Genomic DNA, 21,511 nt, shown 5'->3' on the forward strand with positions numbered 1-21,511 from the left:
ATGACGCATACGGATGCTTACAATCGGCCGGACAAATAAACGAGTTGACCGCGCGGAATCTCCCCTAAAAAGGTAAAAGGCTAAATACCTGGCCTACTGCCTGATCAGAATGATCACGCCGGTAAAATCCTGAAGCTCCACGCGATCACAGGTGATCTCATTCGCGATGGTGGAAAAGGACCCACTGCCCCCGCCTGATTCAGTGTAGGAAACGGAGAAGCTTTCTCCACTCGCGTTCCAGGTTTCGGTATCAGAAGTCTCTGGGGTAAAGAAGTTGTCCTCGTCAATGAGGTTTCCATCGGCATTAAAGGTGATGATCTCCCCGGAACCTGACACCTCCCAGGTTTCCCCGGACAGAACATCATTGAGGTCAGTTGTATCACAGCTGGGCACCTCCTCCTTCTTACACCCGGTATAATTAAGTAGGCCCCCCATCAGCAATAAGGAGAGGATAAGGTTGGAGGTCAAGTGGATTTTCATGGTATATCAGTTTGATCAACGAAAGTTAGATTCCCCTAAAGATGTTATCTACTAGGTAAGCGTCACTATTTTCGCGGGAAAATGTTCTGAACGGCAAGAAAAAGTACCGAACTGGGGCATTAGTCCTTCGTTTCCGTTTCCCGGGTCGAGAATCAGGACTGCCAATAATTCCAAACGACGGCATTGGTCGGCGAATGCCCGCGTATACCGGAGCGCTCAGTTTATCCTTACGGATTCAGCAGAATGGGCTCCCCGAAACCCAACGCTTTCGTGCGTTCCAGCTGGGTGGCGGCGTCTCCCACCACCAGCCAGATCATCTCGTTGGGGTTGGCGTATTGCTGGGCCAACTGGCTGATCCGCTGTTGACTCATGTCCCGGACAACGTCTGCGCGCTCGTTCAGGTAATTGGCCGAAAGACCGTACTGGCTCATGTCGCGTAGCATCCGCAGTTTGGCCCCCGCCGTCTCGAAGGCCCGGGCGTTCGATTTGAGGAGGAAGCTGCGGGTGGTCTCCAGGTCCTGCTCCGAGAAGGTCTCCGGATATTCTTCCAGAATTTCCCGGACGGCCGTCAGAGACTCCAGGGTTACGTTGGAACGCACTCCACTGGAGATGCTGAATTCTCCGGCATCCCGGGTCCCGGAAAAGCCCGAGCGGATACCGTAGGTGTACCCTTTGGATTCCCGCAGCTCCTGCATGAGGCGGCTGGCGAAGCCGCCGCCCCCCAGAATGTAATTCATCACCTGGGCGGGATAGTAATCATTGTCCACGAAGGTGGGGCCGGGCCGTCCGATCCGCAACACCGACTGCTTGGCGTTCGGCACGTCGTAAAAATACACTTTGGCCTGGGCCGGCGGCTCGGGCAGGGGCCAGTCGGGGATGGCTACCGGCTTGGCTTCCCAACGGTTGATGAGCTCCGTCAGGGGTTCCATGACTGCTTCCTGGTCCAGCGCTCCCACTACGTGCAGGGTCGCCACCGAAGGGGAAAAGTACTGCCGGTAGTAAGCCCGCAGATCCTCTACGGTGATGGCCGCTACCGATTCAGGAGTGCCCAGCGTACTGTAGGCCCGGATGTTATCTTCTCCGTAAAGCAATTTGTCAAATTCCTGTCCGGCAATGGCGTTCGGGGAGGCCTGCTGCCGCTCCAGGCTGGAGAGGGTTTCGCTGCGGAGAAGTTCCAGCTCTTCCTTATCCCAGCGGGGTTCCAGCAGCATCTCCGTCACCAGCGCCATGGTCGCCGGGTAGTTTCTCGCCAGGGTGTTGCCCCGAATCGTGAGGGATTCCTTGCCCGCAAACAAATCGATGTCAGCGCCCAGCATTTCAATGGCCGCCTCGAGTTCCGCCGGGGTTTTATTGGCCGTTCCGCGCTCCATCAGCAGGGCCGTCAGGCGGGCCACGCCGGTTTTGTCCAGTTGCTCCAGTAGCTGTCCGCCCCGCAGCTGGATTTCAAAATCCACCAGGGGCACTTCCCGGTTTTCGATGCCGAAAATCCGCAGTCCGTTACTGGCTTCTTCTTCCCAAACCCCCGGTGGGGTAATGCTGATCTCGGCGCCGTAGGGTGGTTCCTGGGAACGGTCAAAGCTGGAGGGCGTCGGTTCGTATTCGGCCGCCAGACTGGCGTCAAAACTTTCCTCCGCTCCCTGCTCAATGGATTCCTCCACGACTTCGGCTAACTGAGAATTTTCCAGGGCCAGCTCTTCCTGCCCCCGGGGCACAAAGCTGGTCGCCACGTAGGGCTTTCCCTTCAAATACTTTTCGTACACCCGCACCACGTCTTCCGTAGTGACGCCGAGAATATTCTTGATGTCCTGCTCAACAAAGGCCGGATCCCCGGCAAAAATATTGTACTGCGCCAGGCTGAATCCTTTTCCTAGTGCGCTCGACAGGCGATTGTAGAAGGCGGTTTCCTTTCCGCTCAGAATTCGTTGCAGGTCCCGCTCGCTGATCGGCTCGGCTTCAAAGCGCCGCATGGCGGTCTCGATGCCCACGAGGACGGAATCCAGGTCCTTGCCCGGAAAGGCCTGCACCTGCAGGGCCACGTCACCGGCCAACTCCGAATTTGAGCTGCCGCCAAATACGTTGGGGGCCAGGGCCAGGTCCTCCACCAGCACCTGGTTCATGGGGGCTCCCTTACCCACCGTGAGGTAGTCCATCAGCACCTCCAGGGCGTAGGCGTCGGGATGGTACAATTCCACACCGGGCCACGCCAGGGTCAACTGCGGCAGGCGGGCGAAGTTATCGGGATAGTATAACCGGACCGTTTCCGAGAGATTGCTGGGACGGGGTGCCATATCTTCCACTTCCTCGCCCGCCGGAATTTCGGCGAAGTACTTTTCCACCCATTCGCGGGCCTGGTCCGGATCGAAGTCGCCGGAGATGGACAGCGTCACGTTATTGGGGACGTACCAGCGGCGGAAGAACTCCTTGACGTCCGCCAGCGTCGCTTTATCCAGGTCCTCCAGGGAACCAATCACCTGCCAGTTGTAGGGATGGTCGCTGGGATACAGGTGCTTGTCGATCACGTAATTGTTATGGCCGTAGGGACGGTTATCCACGCCCTGCCGCTTTTCGTTTTTGACGACCTGTTTTTCCTTGGCGAGTACGGGCTCCGTTACCGTATTGATGAACCAGCCGAGTTTATCGGCTTCGGCCCAGATCATTTTCTCGAGCGCATTTTTGGGAACCGTCTGGAAGTAGTTGGTTCGATCACGGTTCGTACTGCCGTTGGCGCCGGAACCACCAATGCGGGCGCTCATGGCGTCCAGTCCGCCCTTCCCCAGGTTCTCGGACTCCAGAAAAAGCAGGTGTTCAAAGAGGTGGGCGAAGCCGGTTCGTTCTTCCTTTTCCCGGGCCGATCCCACGTGGGCCGTCAGGGTGACGGCCACCAGGGGGTCACTCTCGTCCACGTGCATGACCACCTCGAGTCCGTTGCCGAGGGTGAATTTTTCGAAGGGGATGGAAAGCTCCTGCGATGCCACCTCTGGGGAAGTACGGTCTTCGGTTGAACAGGAGGGCGCCAGCGCGCAGGTGCAAAGCAGCAGACAAAAGAGCCAGGTAGCAAAAGACTTCATGTTGGATTGGGGTTAAACACGGCAACACCGGACGTTCCGGGGCGGAAATATCTAAAAAAGCGGAGAATCGATCCTTCTATTCAATGTTAATGCCCTTCAGGACCAGGCGGCGCCACTCCGGGTGACGCTTAATGTAGGCCGCTACGAAGGGACAAAGGGGGATGAGGGTCCAGTCGTTCCGGTCGGCCTCCTCCAGGGCAGCCTTGATGATGGCCGATCCGATACCCTGTCCTTCCAGGGCCTTGGGCACCTCGGTGTGCGTCAGGTAAATCTTCCCGGGCACCTTGATGTATTCGATTCTCGGCTTGTGTTCTCCGACGTGAAATTCGTAACGGCGTTCGGCTTCGTTATCGATCAGTTCGTAGTGGGGCTGGTCACTCATGAAGATGGGGTTTGGCAAGGAAACGTCAGTCGGTGGTTTTGGGTTCCGTGAAGATTCTTTGCTCGCGCCGCATGAAGTTTGCCCACACCGCAACGCTGATCCAGAGGATTAGCGCTCCCGCCCAAACGCCCAATCCGTAGGGTAACATCCGTAGTCCGTAGTGGGCGAAGCCTAAAATGGTGGCGGATACGGAAACGACCAGAAAGGGACCGAAGGTTTCAAACCCTCCGGCCTGCTTATTCTGCGAAAACGGCAGATGCTTATCGAGGTAATGAAAAATAAAGGTAAACAACAAATTAGCGCCGATGGCCAGGATGATGTCGGGGATATATTCTAGTCCGCCCACGATCAGTACCAGAACCGCAACGATGACCATGGTGGGGATAAAAAACATCCCCAGAACGGCCAGTAGGTGGCCGTAGGCAAAGGCCCCCGTTTCCTTATTGGCGGTGGCTATAAAAATCCAACTGGCCCGGTAATACTCACTGATTTTGGCCTGCCCCAGGGGGGTGATGATGACAATTGCCGTGAGATAGAGGGTCATCAGGATCTGGTTGGTGCTAAACACCAGTCCGTTGGGGTTGCTGCCGAAACTATCCCGGAAGAAAATGATCCCCAGGAGAATGGGGAGAAAGACCATCGACGGATAGGTCTTTTGCTTGAAGGACATATCCCGAAGCATCACCCGCCAGGTAAAGCGGAAGGTAGTTCGTTCTACGCCCCGCCGGGTGAACCACCGGGAAATCGCTTCCCGGTACCAGGGGTTGTTCTCGTCGCTTACCGCACTACCCTGGCCCTTTGCGGCGTCTGCTTCGCCGGAGCCCGCCATGCGCAATTCGAGGAGCTTCTCGCCGTAGTTGGAACTCTGCCGGACGTAAAACCAGGCACCTGCACTTGCTGCAAAAATGGCCAAACCGGCCTGAGCCCAACTCAAAGTTGTGGCACCTCCTTCCACCAGAATGCTCCACCAACCGCCCAACCAGAAGCCGGGGAAGAGAAAGCCACTCCACTCACCACTAACCCTGAAGTTTTCAATACCCTCAAAGGAATCCATAAACTGAGGGAGTTGGTAGAGGATGAAGAACAGGCCCGTGGCCAGCATCTGGAAGTAGCCGATGATTTTCTTCAGTTTCTGTGCCGGTACGCGTCGCAGGAGAATGAGGTAGAAGACCAGGGTGCCCGTCATGGTAATCACGACGGTTACCACCGCCAGAAAACAGAATACCAGCAATGGCCACGGGCCTACCCAAATCGCGAGATAAATACCCACCGGCACGGCAAAGCAAAGGGCAAACTTGGCGGTAAAAACCCCAATGTGGAGGATGCGGGAAAGGCTCAGGGTCACGTCGGTAATGGGACGGCTGAGCAGTACGTAGAGATCGCGGGCGTCGAAGAGGGTTTCGCTGAGCTCGGTGATGAGCAGCAAACCGATGTAGATCACCCAGAAGGAAAACACCAGACTGACCGCCGTTGCGTGGTGGTCCAATTTGACGAAGAACAGGATGGTGAACGCGCCGAAGAGCGTCATGAAGAAAAAGACCAGTTTCTCCATTCCGGATTTCGGCTTCTGCTGTTGCCCCATGACGTAGCCGCCCCGGTCGTCCATCTTCAGTTTGGTGGCCAGAATGAGTCGGAGGGCTTTGGGATCAGCGCCAAAGGCTTGCCAGAGTGGGTTGGCCAGTCCCACCAGCCAGATCATCAACTTATTCATCGGCGGTAAAATCAAAGTCGCCCAGGGCCTCGGAAGTAGCGCCGGTCAGGGTAGCGAAAAGGTTTTCGAGGCTTCCCGACCGGGCCTGCCGGTTGATTTCCTCAAAGGTGCCGTTGGCGGCGATCTTACCGTTATTGAGCAGGATGATCCGGTCGCTGATTTTTTCCACGACTTCCATAATGTGGGAGCTGTAAAAAATGGTTTTACCGCGTTCGGTGAGTCGCTGAAGCAGTTCTTTGACCCGGATCACGCTGTTGGCGTCCAGCCCCGCCAGCGGTTCATCCAGAAAGATGAGGTCGGGATCGTGCAGCAGTCCGCTGATCAGCAAAACCTTTTGCTTCATCCCCTTGGAGAAGGTGTCGATCCGTTGGTCCTTAGCGTAGCTTAACTGGAGGTATTCTTCCAGTCGTTTGGCGCGTTTCCGGGTGGTTTCCCATTCGAGGTCCTGCAGCCCGCCAACGAGCTCGTAAAACTCCAGTGGTGTGAGGACCTCATAAATTTCGGCGGCTTCGGGGATGTAGCCAATCCGCTTTTTCACCTCCAGCGGCTCTTCCTTGACGTTATACCCCATCACGGTGACCTCGCCCCTGAACTGCCGGTCAAGTCCCGCCAAAATTCTGATGGTGGTGGATTTACCGGCCCCGTTGGGGCCGATGTAGCCGATGATCTGGCCGGCGGCAATTTCCAGATCGATGCCGTGAAGTACCTTCTTATTGAAGAAGGCTTTGTGCAGGTTTTTGATGCTGATGATCGAAGACATGGAGGGGATTTAAGTGGAGACGGAAAGGTAATTTTTCTCCGAATAAAGGTCGATAATTTTTCGACCCGGGTTTGCCCCCGGTAGATCAAGGTGTTTTTCCCTATTCCTATTCCTCCTGGGCATTTGCCGTGGGATGCGTTGCAGAAGCGCCGACTCTTTTCCGAACCCAATCGGCCAGATAGGCCAGGGCCAAGAAACCAGCGGCCAAAAGCAGCAAAATCAGCAGGTCGCTGACCTTCAGGGCCATGCGGGAGAGTAACGGAGGATCAATCATATTCTTTGCAGGATGTCTTCGAGATAGCGACGGTGGTTGGCCAGTCGGGGCACTTTATGTTGCCCACCAAGCTTCCCGGCTTCCTTAAGCCAACGGCGAAAGAATCCTTCGGGGGCTACCGTCAGGTTGTGTCTCAGTATGGCGTAATCGTTACTGCGCTTGGCGGCATAATTGTAGTTCCGGTTGATGAGTGCCTGATCGAGGGCCCGGTTGAAGGCCTCCAGGTCTTCGGGCTCCCGTTCAAATTCAATGACCCAATGGTGCTGTCCCGCTTCCCGAAGCTGGATGTACACCGGCGCTACCGTGTATTCCCGGACGACGCTACCGGTTTTTTGGCAGGCTTCCAGCAGCGCGGCTTCCGCTTCCGAGCGGAGGAGGTCCTCACCGAAGGCGTTGATGAATTCCTGCGTCCGACCCAATATTTTAATCCGATAGGGATCCGTTTCGGTAAATTCGATCAGGTCGCCCATGGGGTAGCGATACAGTCCGGCAACCGTGGTGATGAGCATGACGTATACCGTGCCCTGCCGTACTTCGCTCAGGGGAATGGCTTCCATGTTACCACGCTGGAAGTCTTCCCAGGCGATGAATTCGTAGTAGGTACCGTTGGAGAGCAGGAGCAGCATGGTCCGCAGGTCATCCCGGTCCTGGACCCCGAAGAAGCCCTCAGTGGCGTTGTATATTTCCTGGAATATGAAGTTGTCACTGGGGAAGAGTTCCCGGAACTGTTCGCGGTAAGGTTCGAAGTTGACCCCCCCGTGTTTGAAGACCCTGGCGCCCGGCCAAACGTCCAGCATATTCTTTCCACCGTGGATTTCGAGAATTCTGCGGTAGAGCGGCAGGTTCCAGGTAGGTACGCCACCAAGGACGGTTATACCCGGTTCCCGGGCGGCTAGCTGGGCGATCCGTTCAATCTTGCTTTCGTAATCCACCGCCGTAGCCAGGTCTACATCCGGGATATAAAACGGACGCATGATGCGGGGGATAGACTGGATGATGATGGCGCTGATGTCTCCCTGGGGAAGTTGGGCGGTGGGATGCAGTCCCTTTTTTGCTCCGCCGATGAGGAGGTTTTTTGCGCTGAAGACCTGGATGTCTTCATCCTTATTGTAGAGACAGGCCAGACTTAGCCAACTGCCGTGCAAATGGATGTCGCTGATGGCCGTTTGGGTCAGGGGGAGGTACTTGGTTGCCCCCGTGGTGCCACTGGTGGTGGCGATCCACCTTGGATCTTCATCCGTCAGTACCCGCCCCTGTCCTTCCAGGACTTTATTGATGTAGGGACGATGATCCTCGTAGCTGCGGACGGGGATTTTACGGGAGAAGGCCTCCGGATCTTTGATCAACCCATAGAAGTCATGTTCCCGACCGAAAACCGTACTGCGATTGGTCCGGAGAATGTTGAGCAATACTTCCCGCTGTATGCCCAAGGGGTCTTCGTAATGCCTTTCCAACTCCCTTCGGTAACGGCCGATGTAGGAGCGAAAAAGTGAATTGACGACTTTAAGCATGTAGATAGGTTTTCGGTTGGACAGCTTAATCACTAAGCATCCGACAACACTAAAACCCCAAAATAAATAAGAAGGTTGGCAATCCGAAACCGATGGGACCTCAGGTCTTCACCTCGCAGCAAGAGGCCAGCAGGTCCACGTACTCTGGTCGTTCACCGGCCAGTTTGTGGACAAACTGATTGCGGACCATGCCGTTAAGGATCACGAATACGCCCGGCATCTGAAAACCGTCGCCCAGTTCTTTCCCGATTCCGTGACCATCAATGACGCCAGCCTGGAAACCGCGAATCCAGGAATGAAGACCAAAGAGTTGTCTTGCGGTCCCCTTCGTCAGGCCAAAACCCTGGTAGAAACGGCAGGGAGGATCCGCCACGTGGGCCACCCCCCGCAAATCGTATTTGGCAAAATATTTTTCGGCAATCTCCGGCGTAGACATGTGCACCAGAACGAGTTCTCCGCCGAGCTTATCGATCTCGTGTTTACGGCGGGATAGATCACTCAAAGCTTCCCGGCAAAAGGTACAGCCGAAATGACGGAGAAAAACCAGCAGTACCGGACGCTTCTTGCTAATGGCTTCGATCAGGCGTCCATCGTGAGTGCGCATTTGGTGGAGCGCGTCGGCGTAGTTAGGAGATGGCATAAGCAAGCGTTTGGTAAAGGTCAGAGCCCCAGGTTCTCAGAAGATAAATTGTATTGAGGACAACAAGTTTACCAAGTAGTTCGAAAATGAGTAACGATTGTTTTCGGCTTGAATTCGTACTTGTCGGAGGCCAGACCATATTCGCCTGAACGAAGGGTCAGGCACGACCGATTTCTTCGAGTAGTTCCCGCTTCTGTTCGAGGGCCGTAAGGATTTCGGGAATCCTGGCTTTCGTGGCGGTATAGCCCAGATCGTGGAGTTCCTGCAGGCGGGCCAGATTGAAGATATTGTAATCATTGATCCGGGGAGCCTCCACCACGATGTCGCAAAGCTCAGCGGAGGGAACGGTATTGGCCATGATGGATAAGTCGAAACACCGCCAGACAATGTTAATGACCGAGCCCACGTCAGCCGGGGGTAAGTGATCGTAGGGCATGAGGTTGCTGCCGATGATGAAGTCGGCTTCATTGATCAATGGACTTACCGGCATATTTTTAATCACCCCACCATCTACGTAGTGGACACCATTAATAATGACCGGCTTGAACACAAAGGGAATTGAACAGCTGGCGGCAAGGATATCGTGTAGAGGGCCTTCGTGGTGCAGCTCCAGCTGCCCGGTACTCAGATTGGTGATTCCGATGTGCAGCGGGTAGCGCAAATCCTTGAAGTCGTTATTCGGATGAAAAACCGCCAGCCTTTCCTTAAGGTAGTCTAGCTTCGTCAGCCCCGTGGTCGGAAAGCCCACCTTGATCAACTTCACCAGGGAGGAACGAAGCACCTGGGTCATCATTTCGTCCGGACTTAAACCCAGGCAATACATCGAAGCCACGATGGCCCCGGCACTGACGCCCACCAGACGATCAGGTACGATATTGGCCTCCAGCAAAGCCCGGATCAACCCGATGTGGGCTGCTCCCCTAACCCCCCCGCCAGAGAGGGTTAACCCTATTTTCATCGTTTCATGGTCTTGACTCACGGAAAAAAGACAGCCAAGTGGTCCGGAAAGTTGACCGACCCATTGCAGCAGCCTATTTACCGCTAACTTCCGAAGGGCTACCGTGAATCCCAGCGAGAGCAGTAGGCGAATATAAGGTAAACACGCCTGCCCCCTACCCTGGTCAGCAGCAGTAAAACATTCTATTACGAAATTTATCGTACGTTAACTTGCGTATATACGAAATCCCCCGTACTTTAGCTACGAAAACAATCGTATCAAGCCATGTCAGTTGACAAAAATCAGCCTACCGCCGCCGAACTTGCCATTCTGCAAGTACTCTGGGAAGCCCACCCCCGCAGCGTCCGGGAGGTCCATCAAATCCTGTCGGAGAAGAAGCAGGTAGTGTACACCACTATCCTTAAGACGATGCAGCTCATGCACCAGAATGGTCTGCTTAGTCGGGAGAGTGCCGGGAGAAAGCATCTGTATTCCCCGGCAGTTGAACGAGAAGCGGTGCAGGATAAACTGCTTGATCGCTTTTTGACGCGCACCTTCGGGGGATCTACCAAGTCCATGGTAATGCGTGCGCTGGGTAACCATCGGGCCACCCCGGAGGAGATTCAGGAGTTGAAGGATTTCATCAATAACATCGACGAAGAATAGTGGCCGTCATGATTGAAAAATTTCTTTCTCCGGAATTGGTCGATGCCCTGGGATGGACGCTGCTACACTCGCTCTGGCAGGGAGCCGGATACGCTCTGATCCTGGGGGTATTGCTAGTCCTGATGCGCAAGTACAGTCCGCAAGCCCGGCACTTTATGGCGGCGGGCTTGCTTGGGGCCTTTGTTCTGACGGCTGTGTTCACCTTTGGTCGACTTTACCTTCAGCCCGAATACTCGCGTCCGGAAATAGCGAGCCCGGCGGCCGATGTCTCTACCACTGTGCATCCACCTGATTACGACGCGGGGAGTCCCCTACCCTCACCAGTAGAAATGGTGGAAGACACCGAGGCTCGGGCTACCGTTACCGCCATGAGTTTTGCGGATCGGGCTGAGGCCTACTTTGATCGCCATCTTCCCCTGATCGTGACCATCTGGTTAATGGGAATCCTGATTTTACTCCTGCGGTTCCTGGGGCAGTTGGCTTACCTCCAACGGCTAAAATCGTACGGGACCCGGTTGCTGCCGCCCGACTGGGAAGAAAGGATTCGTGAGTTGGAAGAACGACTCAACGTCAGTCGAAAGGTGACTTATCTACTGAGTTATCGCTCTTCCTCCCCCTTTACCGTAGGCTGGCTGCGTCCGTTCGTCATCCTGCCGGAGAAGCTTTTCTCTTCCCTTACCGATAGCCAGATTTACAATATTCTCGCCCATGAGCTGGCGCATATTTCGCGCAACGATTACCTCATCAATTTACTACAGCAACTGGCCACCATCGTCTTTTTCTATCACCCGGGCGCCTGGTGGATGAGTTCCCGCATTGCCGAGGAACGGGAACACTGCTGTGATGACCTGGCAATTGACATAACCGGCAAACGCAAGAGCTACGCCGAAACCTTAATTCACCTCCAAACCATGAACATGAAAACGTATAATTTAAGCCTACCCTACGCAGGCAACGCCGGTGGATTCCGCGGTCGTATCTACCGCCTTTTTGCCACCGGTTTTTCCGGTGCCTCCTTCCGGGAGGGGGTACTGACTACCGGTGTCCTCTTCGTCTGTTTAGCTCTGGGGCTTACCCTGACCCAACTGTCCAACAACCCGACCACGGAATTACTCCCCGACGCTCCCGTGAATAGTGAGGAAATTCCGGATTTCTTTCCCACCATTGTGGACACCAACGACCCGGAACTGAAGGCCCTCATCGAAGCCATCATTGCGGGCAAGCGGGAAAAAGTATCCGAATTAATCAAAAACGAGGACCTCCTGGAAGCGGAAGACCGCAACGGCTTCACTCCCCTGATGTGGGCTGCCTGGGGGGACCAGGTAGAGATTGCGCAAGACTTACTCAAAGCCGGAGCGGACGTCAACCACACCAATAAATATGGTTGGACGGCCCTCATTGAGGCCGCCGACGAGGATGCGGTGAATACCCTAAAGTTACTCCTTGATGCCGGTGCCTATATCAATAGTCGCAGCGACCAGTGGAATAAGTCTGCCTTATCCATGGCTGCTTCGGAAAATCATCGGGAAATATTTGATATCCTGGTGGAGGCCGGAGCCCGACTGGAAGGGTCTTCTGCCCTGCACGTAGCCGCCGAAGAAGGAAATCTGGATATCCTGATGCACATGGTTGAAAATCTGGGAGCCGACATCAACGAAAGGGACGAGCGGGGCCGCACACCGATTTCTTACGCCGCCGAGGAAGATGAAGACGGCATTGTAATTTACCTGATGAAGGCGGGAGCGGATCTGAGTATTGCCGATGACCGGGGCAAAATGCCCATTGATTACGCCGTGGAAGAAGATGCATCCACCATCATTTCCGTTTTCACCAAAGATCGTTCCGCCGAACTCCCGCCCCTGCGGGAAGACATGCTCTTTGAGGCGAGCAAAAACGGAAATGTGGATTTATTGGTCCAGCTGATTGACGAAGGTTTCAACGTAAACACCCTCAACCAATACCAGCGCACCCCACTGATGGAAGCCGTAAGGGAAAGCGAGGTAGCAGCCGCGAGTCTATTACTGGAATCCGGAGCGAAGGTTAACCTTCAGGATGAAAACAATCACACGGCGATGACGATGGCCGTGCGGGAAGGCGATCCGGCAATGATGCGGATGCTGATTGACGCGGGAGCTGACCTCAAGCACACGACCAGCATCAAACACGTGGCCATCAACACCGTTGACAAAAAGGCTTCGCAGGCACAAATGGTGGTGCACGAAAACGCCGGACTGCTCTTCCTGGCTGTGAACGAAGAGGAGGATAAGTCCATAACGTTGCTGATCGACGAGAGCGCAGACCCCAATGTGGGCCACCGGGTAAAAATATACGACGTTACCCGCGACCTGACGAATAACGACGGGTCGGTAGACCTGGATCAGCTGGATGGACTGCTGCAGGAAGACGCACCCCACATGCAACTGAAGACGACCATCGAAGGCTGGACACCCCTCATGCAGGCCGCCCGTTCCGGGGAAGATGAATTGGTCGAACTATTACTCCAAAAGGGAGCCAACCCCGGGCAAAAGAATAGCCTTGGAGAAACAGCCAGTGAGGTGGCCAAATCTGCCGGGCATATTGCCCTGGCTAAGGTGCTGAAATAAAAAAAACGCCGCTGTCCAAAATGGCAGCGGCGTTTCTTACTAAAATACACCTCTAAACTAGTTATTGCTCTCTATGCCCTTGAGACGGGGCTCCCCAAAAAAGGTCACAAGGCAGGTAGTTAAAGTTAAATCCTGGTCATCTCCGGTCATTTGTATCCCCAGGGCCCACTGCTATTGAAGGTGTGGGCCATATTTTAGTATGAATTAACTAAAGACCACCATGCCCAGAATCATCACCTTAATGATAGCCCTGTTGACGCAAAGCATTTGTCTGGCCCAGACGGGCGACACCATTATTCAAGGGAGCGAGGGCCGTAAATTAGATGCGGTTTTAACCCCCTACCTGCTAAAACTAAGAAGTCTGACGAATAATGATGCCGCCCTGGCCGTCGGCGTCACCAGAGGAGACCAGATTCTTTACGCCAGGACCTTCGGCTACGCGAATATCGAACGGTCCCTTCCCGCCAACCTGAGTACCGTTTTTCATATTGCTTCGGTTTCCAAGCCCTTTACCGCAGCTGCGCTGGTAAAATTGGTGGAGCAGGGGAAGCTTGAGCTGGATGATTTATTCGTCCAACACGTTCCCGAGTTTGAAATGAAGGACGAGCGGTACCGGCAAATCACCCTCCGGCAGATGCTGAACCATACATCCGGAATCCCCCGACACGTGAGTGTTGGCGACTGGGACAATCCGGTTTACGGCCGTGACGCCCTGGACGTAAACCTGAAGAACATTAGGCCGATGGTCCTGGATTTTGCTCCGGGCAGCGAATTCAGCTACAGCAATTCTGCCTTTGACTTGCTGGGGATTGTCGTAAGCCGGGCCGGTGGCGGGTCGTTTGGGGAGTTCGTCCAGGAAAATATTCTCTTGCCTTCCGGTATGAAGGATAGCGGATACGCTAAGCCCCGCGGAGACCTGCCAAGCCACTGGGCGGTTCCTTACTCCTACGGACTGACCACCCAGAAATGGTCCCCTTACCCCTATTCAGAAAATTACTTTCCCAGTTCCGGCCTTCACACAACCTTGAGGGATATGTGTCACTGGGGCATGCTCCTGGCCAACAAGGGAAGGTACGGAGGGGAGCAGGTCATTGGTGCGGATTACTTCTCCCTCCTCACCACCCCCACTGCCGAAACGCCCTGGGGTGACCGGGTAAGCCTGAGTTGGTTTGTCAAATCCTATCTGGATCGCCCGATAATTATGCATCAGGGGAACGACACGGGCTTCGAGGCGCTGATGTACGTTTATCCCGAAGACAGTATCTCCGTGGTCGTCATGGCCAACCGGGATTTCTCCAGGACGGCCCGCATCATCAACGCGGTTTCAGAATGCCTGTTCGAGCAGCGGGCCAAGACCTATACGGTTTCCGCCAAATATCCCTTCACCGACGCCTACCGGGAAGGGGGGATGGCCCGTGCCGCTTCCCGCTGGGCGCAATTGAAACGGGACACCACCGACATTTACGTGGTGGAGGATGATGCGATTCTGACGACGGGGGCCGTTCTCGAAAACGGAAAAAACTGGACCGCCACCAGGGAGATACTGGAATATTATCTCACGCTAAACGACCAGTCGACCTACGCCTGGCGATTGCTGGGCAATGCCTACCTGCATCTCGGCCAGCGCGAAAAAGCAAAATCGTGTTACGAAACCACGCTGCGCATTAATCCCGATTATGCGGCAGGGAAAAAAGCTTTGGAAGCCTTATTGCAACGAAAAGAGTGAGGCTACTAAATATCGGTTCGCGGAAAGTTGGCCCTGAGACGCGCCGGAAGCGGTCAGTGACTCCATTTCATCGCACCTGCATTGGCTGAGCCGAGTATTCCGTTGCACCCGCGCGCCGTCGCCCGCCTATCCTTACTCAGCAACTTTTGTTCGTCAGGAAGCAAACTACCCATCAGTTGCGTGCGTTGGTAGCGGCATGAATGCACTAGAAAATAAGACCGCCTACGTTACCGGAGGCAGCAAGGGAATTGGATTCTCCGTAGCCGAATCACTGATGTCCGAAGGAGTAAACGTCGTACTGACCAGCCGCCACCAAAAGGCCGCCAATGAAGCCGCCGACGCCCTCAACGCCAAGGGCTATCCGGCAAGGGCCCTCGGGCTGGAAGCCGACGTCCGCAACCTGGCCGCTCAGGAATCCGCCATTGCGCTGGGCCTACAGGAATTTGGCAGTATTGACGTCGTGGTGGCCAACGCCGGTGTGGGGCATTTCGCGCCGATTCAGTCCATGACCAGCCAGCAGTGGCAGGACACCATCGATATCAACCTGACCGGCGTTTTCAATACGGTCAAAGCCAGCCTTCCCGCCCTGAAGGACAGCAAGGGATACCTGTTTACCATCGCCAGCCTGGCGGGCACTAATTTCTTCGCCGGTGGAGCCGCCTATAACGCCTCAAAATTCGGCTTAGTGGGCTTCACCCAGGCCATGATGCTGGACGTACGCCAGGAAGGAATCAAGGTGTCGACCATTATGCCCGGAAGCGTAGCGACTTACTTCAACAATCATACTCCGAACCCTTCGGACAGCTGGAAAATTCAACCGGAAGACATCGGCCAGATCGTGGTGGACTTGCTACGACTTCCGGCCCGCACCCTACCCAGTAAGGTGGAGGTCCGGCCCAGCATGCCACCCCAAAAATAAAGGGGACCCGCAGCGACTTTCGGGAAAGACTTATCTTGGGTGCAAGACCACCCATCTTTCATGTCGAAAAACACCTCGAAGAAACCTCCTCCGCTCGTCAGGTGGTGGTTTTCCAATACCCGCGACGCCGTGATTGTCGGCGTCGTGCTGCTGCTTACGGTTGTCCTGTATTTTCTGCGGGCTCCAGCCACCCCTTCCCCACTGATCGCCTCCTACCTGGATCTGCTGTCTCCCGATGCCGCCTGGGTCATCGAGTACGTCAGGGAACAGAGTGCCGCCAGCTTTTTTTTCAGTTTTGCCTTTGACCTTTCGCTGATTCTCCTCTTGCTGCTCACCTTCTTGTTGTGTAAGGGCAGTGACCTGACGACTACCGAGGTGGCCACCCGGGTGGTGGTGCGGGAATTTGGTTGGTCCCGGCTCTGGAAAGAAGCCACCGACCGGACGACCCGCTACGCCAAGCAGGGCGCTTCCAACTGGAGCAATACCTTCCGCGCCAATCGGGGTTTGTTTTTGGCCATCTTCATTTTCCTGGTGATGCTCATCAGCAACAGCGCGCTGTACAGTTACTACGCTCAATTGATTGAGGGAAACGAGGACGTACTGACCAAAACGGGTTTCCGGGTGCTGTACTTCATCGCCATCGTCAGCCGCCTGGCGGGATTCTTTCTCGGATTCGGCACCTTCATCCGCTACTTCCTAGAGGACTTCGGTAGCCCGATCCTCAATTTTTTCCGCCAGTACGGCAACTACTTTTATCCGGCCCTGATTTCGATCGGGATTGTGTCCGTGGTCTTCACCAAAATGGACCAGTTCGACGGGCTGTTCATCGAGCTGGTCCGTTCTCCGGGAAATTTCCTGCTCTTTTCCATCTTCCTCTTTCCGGCTTCCGTAATCATCATCTGGTTTGCGCCCAGCTACCTCGCGTTCTCCGACCAGCAGTTTTCGTCGCGTCAGAAAAGTTGGGACATCATCAACCGCCTCCACAACGGCAGTTACTTCAGCTGGCGAAGACCCCATCTTTTCTACTGGCTCTTTCTCCACAAACGGGCCTTCAGTCAGCTCGATACCCTCTCCAGGGAATCTCCTCCACCGGGCTACCTTTCCGATATTGAAACGGATCGCGATTACCCGCCGGTGAGCTTTCACCGCTTTCGGGCATTCCTCGGCATGTTCTACATTCTGACCCTGATTGGATTGTGTGCGGACATCTACTTCGGTAACCGGGCGGATATGTCCGCCGCGTCGGGGGCCATCGTCCCGCTGGTTGGTTTCGGCGTGCTGTTGTATACCGTCTTGGCCATGCGGAGCCTGAACATTGCCCGGCGAAGAAGAATTCGGGAATACCGCATTTACCGGGAAGTAGCCTATCCGCAAAGTTTGTCGTTGGCCCAACGCTTGCGGGAAAGGGCCCGGGAAAAAAGAAATCGGCACGGAGACGTGTACCTGAAGCGGACCGACTGGGCCTACTTCGTGTCTGACCGAAATATGTTCTGGACCGGGCTTGCGTCCACGCTGATTGCCCTGGCCCTCTTCCTGGCCACCCTGGTGTTCAGCATCAAGGGGGCACCCTGGCATCAATCGTTTTTGCTGTTCCTCTGCTTTCTCATCGTCTCCATATTTGCCTTTTCCTGGCTTACGGTTTACCTGCCCTTTTTCCAGTCGTTCACCTTTAACCGAAGGCTCAAAAGTCACCACTGGCCAACGGACCGAATGATGGACTGGATGGACTACTTCGTCGTTCAGGTGATGCTCCTGGCGAATCCCATTCTGGTGATCTGTGCCGGGCTGTTCTTTCTGGTGGGGTTCAGCTGGGGTGGATTCGTGTCCTCCCCCTTCATTCAGGGACTCAACCCTCTGAACATTTATCTGCTGCTGATCAACGGCGTTATCGCCAGCATCATCCTCGTGGATCGATACCTGCTGCTTCGGGACCGCTACGGACGGTACCTCCACCACATCAACCCGCAGAACGCGGGGGTTCCCTACCAGGCGGTCTCGGCGGCCAATTTCTTCTGGGGGGCGGCCATCATCATCGTCCTGCTGGCCACCGCCTACCTCGGAAACAGTTACCACGAGATCACGTATACGTCCACCCAGAACAGCGAGGCTCCCGACCTACGGGACTTCACGAAAACCTTTCTGGACAACTCCGACGATGACCAGCCCATCATCCTTGTCGCCGCCGACGGCGGCGGGCTCAAGGCCTGCTACTGGACGATGCTCAACCTGGAGGCCATGGAGGAAGACAGCCTGTTCGACGGCCAGGTGTTTGCTCTCAGCGGCGCCAGCGGAGGGACAATCGGCATTTCGATGTACACCTTCCTGCGGGCGCGGAAGGACTTAAGTCCCGAACGCCGTCGGCAGCTGATCGACTCCATTGGCAGCACCAACTTCCTGGCGGGAGATTTTGCGGGCTTGCTCACCCGCTTCCCCCATAACTACTGGCCAGACCTTCCCGGTCTGGAACCCTGGCAGTTGGAAGACCGGCAGGAAGGGATGGCCCGCGCCTACCTCAACATCGTCGGTGAACGGCAACCCGGCTGGACCTACGATGAAATCAACGAACAGCCCTTCTGGCACATCTGGAAGGACCAGACGACGCTGCCGCTCATGATCGTGAATACGGCCAACTCGGAAGACGGACGACTCGGCACCGTGTTTCCCCTCAGGGAAAATCCCGTGCGGGGTACCATCGACCTGACCCGCAAGCCGTCGCTGGCCAAAAACCGCGAAACCGAAGTCATCTCCTACCCACAGGCCACTTTTCTCTCCAACCGGTTTCCGGTGGCCAGTCCGGCCGCCCGTATTCCGGGCAAGGGGCACTTCGTGGATGCGGGAACTGCCGAAAACTCCGGCATCAGTAGCCTTTACTACCTGCTCCAGCACATGAAGGCCCGCAGCGTAACGGATACGGTATTTCAGCGCTTTTTTGATCGGACGATCGTTCTGATCAGTATGCGCAACGCCGCCTCCCGCTTCGTGCGCGACAAGTTTCTTGAGAATTTGGGATACATGAATCGCTACCCCTACATCAGCGAGCTGAGCGCCACCACCAACGCGGCGCTGAACAGCGGTATGACGGGCATTCCCATCCGTTGGGATGACTACCTGCGGGACACTACCCTCCGGGGACTGGCCCTGGTGGATACCTTCATGACCATCAACCTGCCCTTCCGCCTGAACGAGGGAGACATTACCTCCAGTCTTGGCGGGGAAATTGCCCTGAAGGACCTCGGTAAGCGGAGAGACAACATTAACCGGGAAATTCACCGACACCTGGGCCCGGACAGTGCCTTTATCGTGTTGCCTCCGCTGGGGCGCTTGCTGGCCGAACCAACGCGTTCGTACATGAAAAAGATGGTGCGCTACCCGGATAATCGGGCGGTGTTAGAAGCCATAAAGTCCCTTCAGCAGCGGAAAAAGAAGCGGGGCGACGGCGCGCAGGATGCCGTGTTCTTACCAAAGGAGCCAGGCGAAGAATAGCGTCCCTACTGGCGCACGAAGCGCGCCCGGTAATGGGTAGCCTCCTCCCGAAGATGAAGGAAGTACGTTCCCTTGGGAAGCCAGGAAAAATCGAAGGCGGTAGGGATCGAGGCTCCCTCGTCCAGTAGTTGCCCCGTGATCGACAGCAGGCGCCAGTCAATGGGTCTACCGTGAAGGGCCGGATCCAGGGAGAGCGATCCTGTAGTGGGGTTCGGGAAGACGGGGAGCGAGGTAGCGACCGGACGTGGGCTTACCCCAGTCAGGCAGGCTTCATCGACTTGTTCCCGGGAGTTGCAGCCTTCCCGATTATCCGCGATGAAGGAGGACACCCGGTCTGGGTCTTCCAGCATGGCACAAATCAGGGGGGAAGCACAAGCAGATAAATTAGAATTGCCGGAGACCGTCAAACTATAAAATCCCGTTTCCACCAGGATTCCGGGAACCGCATTGTCCAGGGCGCCTATGTCCCGTAACTGCCCGTTGTCAATTAGGATTAAACCTAAGCGTAGGGTATCCAGATGCTCCAAACCATCAAGGGAAGAAAGTCCACTGTTATTGGCAAAGATCAATCTGTCGACCGTGCTTAGCAGTGGAATGCCGCCCGGACGCGTCATAGAGCTGGCATTATCAATGACCAATCCCCCCAACACCCGCAGGCTATCTAATCCGTTTAGGGAGCGAAAACTAACGCAGTTCCTGATGGAAATTCCGTTGGTTGATTGAAGTTGACTCAATCCATTAAAATCCCTTAGCCTGGGGGTCTGGTTGATGCTGATGCCGTTGGGAACTTCACGCAGGCTGTCTAGCCCCGCCAGGGAAGTCAGCTCCTGGGCATTAACGATGAATAGGTTGTTTCTGATCCGTTTGAGGCTTTCAAGTCCAATGAAGTTTGGCAGGTTTACCGGATTGATCACCTCTAGTTCGCCGATCTCTTCCAGTCCCTGTAGTCCATCAAGGCTCTCCAAATCGGAGTTGATCAACCGAAGGCCATTTCTGACCCTACGCACGTTCTGCAGTGGGAGTAGGTCCCGTCCCCCCGGATTAATGATCAGGCTGCCGTTGACCTGCTCACAGTTCGGGAACATTGCCCCGAATTCCGCCGCGGAGTTCTCATCGTCAATTACCAGGTCATAGGGACATAAGGGAAACTCATCGCACTGGTCACGGAGGTCCTCCAGACTACTGCATGCTTCCCCATTACCGTTGATTACCACGGGGATCTCCTCCAGTAGTAAAGCCAGACAGAGCACGTCAATCGCACATGCATTGAGGGATGGATTACCCGTGATTACCACGGAGCTTAGGGAGTCCGGATTGAGGAAGCTGATGGCGGAAATATCCGTGAGGAGGTCATTTTCCGCCAGCGTCAGGCTTCCGGACACAGCGTCCAATTGATCGAAGGAAGCCAGGTCGGCAATCTGGGGGCAATCCCTGATGGAAAGATTGCCGATGCTTCTTGGCGACAGAAAATCCAGGGAAGGCAGGAGCGGTGATTCCTCGATGGATACGTTACCCCCGATGACGGGAATCCCCAGATCCGGATGGAAGTCGTTAAGTTTGGGGTTATTTCTAATGGTCACCCCCTGGGTCATCCGGCGCAAAAAGCGCATGGGGCGCAAGGACTGTAACTCTTCGTTATTTTCAATCCGTAGTTGCCCGCCAAATAAATAAAGCTCTAGTCCCCCCAGCGTATCCAGCACGGGATTGTTGGCGACGGTGAAGGTTCCCATAACCCGGACAAGGCGCTCTAATCCCCGGAGTGAAGTGAGGCTGGGATTATTGGTTACGGAAAAATTTCTGACCAGGGCGCTCAGGGAATCCAGCCCCCTTAAATCACGAAGTGATTGGTTATTCTGAATGACCAGATCCTGCCGAACCACTCGGAGGAAGAGCCCACTCAGATCCCGAAGGGAATCATTGGTGAAGATCAACAGATCATTAATGGCGGTAAGGTTCCCGAGCCCCGACAGGTTTCGGATGTCTCCGGAGACACTTTCCTGAACGACGATGGCCCCGCTGAAATCAGTGCAATCGGGATAGGTTTGGGCGAAAGCGTCGATTTGTTCCTGACTGCTCAGGGTAAGAACGTTACCGCTCGGGCACTGGGCGAAGGTGATTGGGGACGGCAGTCCCGTAAGTAAAAGAATAAATAAGCAAATGAAGCGGGTCACGGGGGTGTGCATAATGGCGGGGGTGCTCAAGTGGATTTATTGTGGGTTATCGGATAAAGCAATATAACCAAACTCGATCATTGGCCCGAAACGGGGAAGTAAGGATTGTATCCCAAGACCGATAGACGGGGAAAAGTCTTAAAAAAAGCGTCACAACGAGTATTCAGGGGCTACCCAGTC

Annotated in this window: 15 protein-coding genes; 5 read left to right on the top strand and 10 right to left on the bottom strand. The window is 55.2% G+C overall.

The genetic code is table 11. The features are described 5' to 3' along the window. Window positions 1–93 precede the first annotated feature (93 nt). From E1J53_RS21375 to E1J53_RS21415, 9 genes are all read right to left on the bottom strand, one after another. Window positions 94–480, bottom strand: coding sequence for a hypothetical protein (locus tag E1J53_RS21375; RefSeq protein WP_134272218.1), 387 nt, complete (start codon window positions 478–480; stop codon window positions 94–96). A 227-nt stretch (window positions 481–707) separates the two neighbouring features. Further along, on the bottom strand, window positions 708–3,548 hold the full coding sequence (locus tag E1J53_RS21380; protein WP_134272217.1) for a pitrilysin family protein: 2,841 nt from the start codon (window positions 3,546–3,548) through the stop codon (window positions 708–710). Window positions 3,549–3,624: 76 nt separating this feature from the next. Continuing rightward, window positions 3,625–3,930 carry a GNAT family N-acetyltransferase gene (locus tag E1J53_RS21385; protein WP_134272216.1) on the bottom strand — a complete coding sequence of 102 codons (306 nt, stop codon included), beginning with the start codon at window positions 3,928–3,930 and terminating at the stop codon, window positions 3,625–3,627. A 25-nt stretch (window positions 3,931–3,955) separates the two neighbouring features. Then, entirely contained in the window at window positions 3,956–5,641 is a 1,686-nt protein-coding gene (locus E1J53_RS21390) for a hypothetical protein (RefSeq protein WP_134272215.1), read from the bottom strand. Next, window positions 5,634–6,401 (bottom strand): ABC transporter ATP-binding protein, encoded by a 768-nt coding sequence (locus E1J53_RS21395; RefSeq protein WP_134272214.1) that lies wholly within the window; start codon window positions 6,399–6,401, stop codon window positions 5,634–5,636. Before E1J53_RS21395 ends, E1J53_RS21390 begins: the two co-directional genes overlap by 8 nt. Before the next feature lie 106 nt (window positions 6,402–6,507). Then, the gene (locus tag E1J53_RS21400; RefSeq protein WP_154640268.1) at window positions 6,508–6,648 is read right to left on the bottom strand and encodes a hypothetical protein; all 141 of its coding nucleotides are present in this window, start codon (window positions 6,646–6,648) and stop codon (window positions 6,508–6,510) included. A gap of 23 nt (window positions 6,649–6,671) precedes the next feature. Beyond that, on the bottom strand, window positions 6,672–8,186 hold the full coding sequence (locus tag E1J53_RS21405) for a GH3 auxin-responsive promoter family protein (protein WP_134272213.1): 1,515 nt from the start codon (window positions 8,184–8,186) through the stop codon (window positions 6,672–6,674). Window positions 8,187–8,286: 100 nt separating this feature from the next. Continuing rightward, window positions 8,287–8,826, bottom strand: a complete 540-nt coding sequence (locus E1J53_RS21410; protein WP_134272212.1) for a peroxiredoxin-like family protein — start codon at window positions 8,824–8,826, stop codon at window positions 8,287–8,289. A gap of 157 nt (window positions 8,827–8,983) precedes the next feature. Next, the gene (locus tag E1J53_RS21415) at window positions 8,984–9,784 is read right to left on the bottom strand and encodes a patatin-like phospholipase family protein (RefSeq protein WP_134272211.1); all 801 of its coding nucleotides are present in this window, start codon (window positions 9,782–9,784) and stop codon (window positions 8,984–8,986) included. A gap of 264 nt (window positions 9,785–10,048) precedes the next feature. On the opposite strand from E1J53_RS21415, the gene E1J53_RS21420 reads away from it, so the two are divergent. The 5 genes from E1J53_RS21420 to E1J53_RS21440 all read left to right on the top strand — a co-directional run bounded on the left by E1J53_RS21420 (window position 10,049) and on the right by E1J53_RS21440 (window position 19,160). After that, window positions 10,049–10,429, top strand: a complete 381-nt coding sequence (locus E1J53_RS21420; protein ID WP_134272210.1) for a BlaI/MecI/CopY family transcriptional regulator — start codon at window positions 10,049–10,051, stop codon at window positions 10,427–10,429. A gap of 8 nt (window positions 10,430–10,437) precedes the next feature. Beyond that, the gene (locus E1J53_RS21425; protein ID WP_134272209.1) at window positions 10,438–13,032 is read left to right on the top strand and encodes an ankyrin repeat domain-containing protein; all 2,595 of its coding nucleotides are present in this window, start codon (window positions 10,438–10,440) and stop codon (window positions 13,030–13,032) included. A gap of 220 nt (window positions 13,033–13,252) precedes the next feature. Continuing rightward, a complete protein-coding gene (locus E1J53_RS21430; protein ID WP_134272208.1) occupies window positions 13,253–14,758 on the top strand; it encodes a serine hydrolase in 1,506 nt (501 codons plus the stop codon). A 196-nt stretch (window positions 14,759–14,954) separates the two neighbouring features. Further along, window positions 14,955–15,677 carry an SDR family oxidoreductase gene (locus tag E1J53_RS21435; RefSeq protein ID WP_134272207.1) on the top strand — a complete coding sequence of 241 codons (723 nt, stop codon included), beginning with the start codon at window positions 14,955–14,957 and terminating at the stop codon, window positions 15,675–15,677. A 60-nt stretch (window positions 15,678–15,737) separates the two neighbouring features. Beyond that, window positions 15,738–19,160, top strand: coding sequence for a hypothetical protein (locus tag E1J53_RS21440; protein WP_134272206.1), 3,423 nt, complete (start codon window positions 15,738–15,740; stop codon window positions 19,158–19,160). Window positions 19,161–19,165: 5 nt separating this feature from the next. On the opposite strand, the gene E1J53_RS21445 is transcribed toward E1J53_RS21440, so the two are convergent. Beyond that, a complete protein-coding gene (locus tag E1J53_RS21445; RefSeq protein ID WP_134272205.1) occupies window positions 19,166–21,343 on the bottom strand; it encodes a hypothetical protein in 2,178 nt (725 codons plus the stop codon). Window positions 21,344–21,511: the final 168 nt, after the last annotated feature.

Source organism: Lewinella sp. W8 (assembly GCF_004375085.3).
Taxonomy (GTDB): domain Bacteria; phylum Bacteroidota; class Bacteroidia; order Chitinophagales; family Saprospiraceae; genus Neolewinella.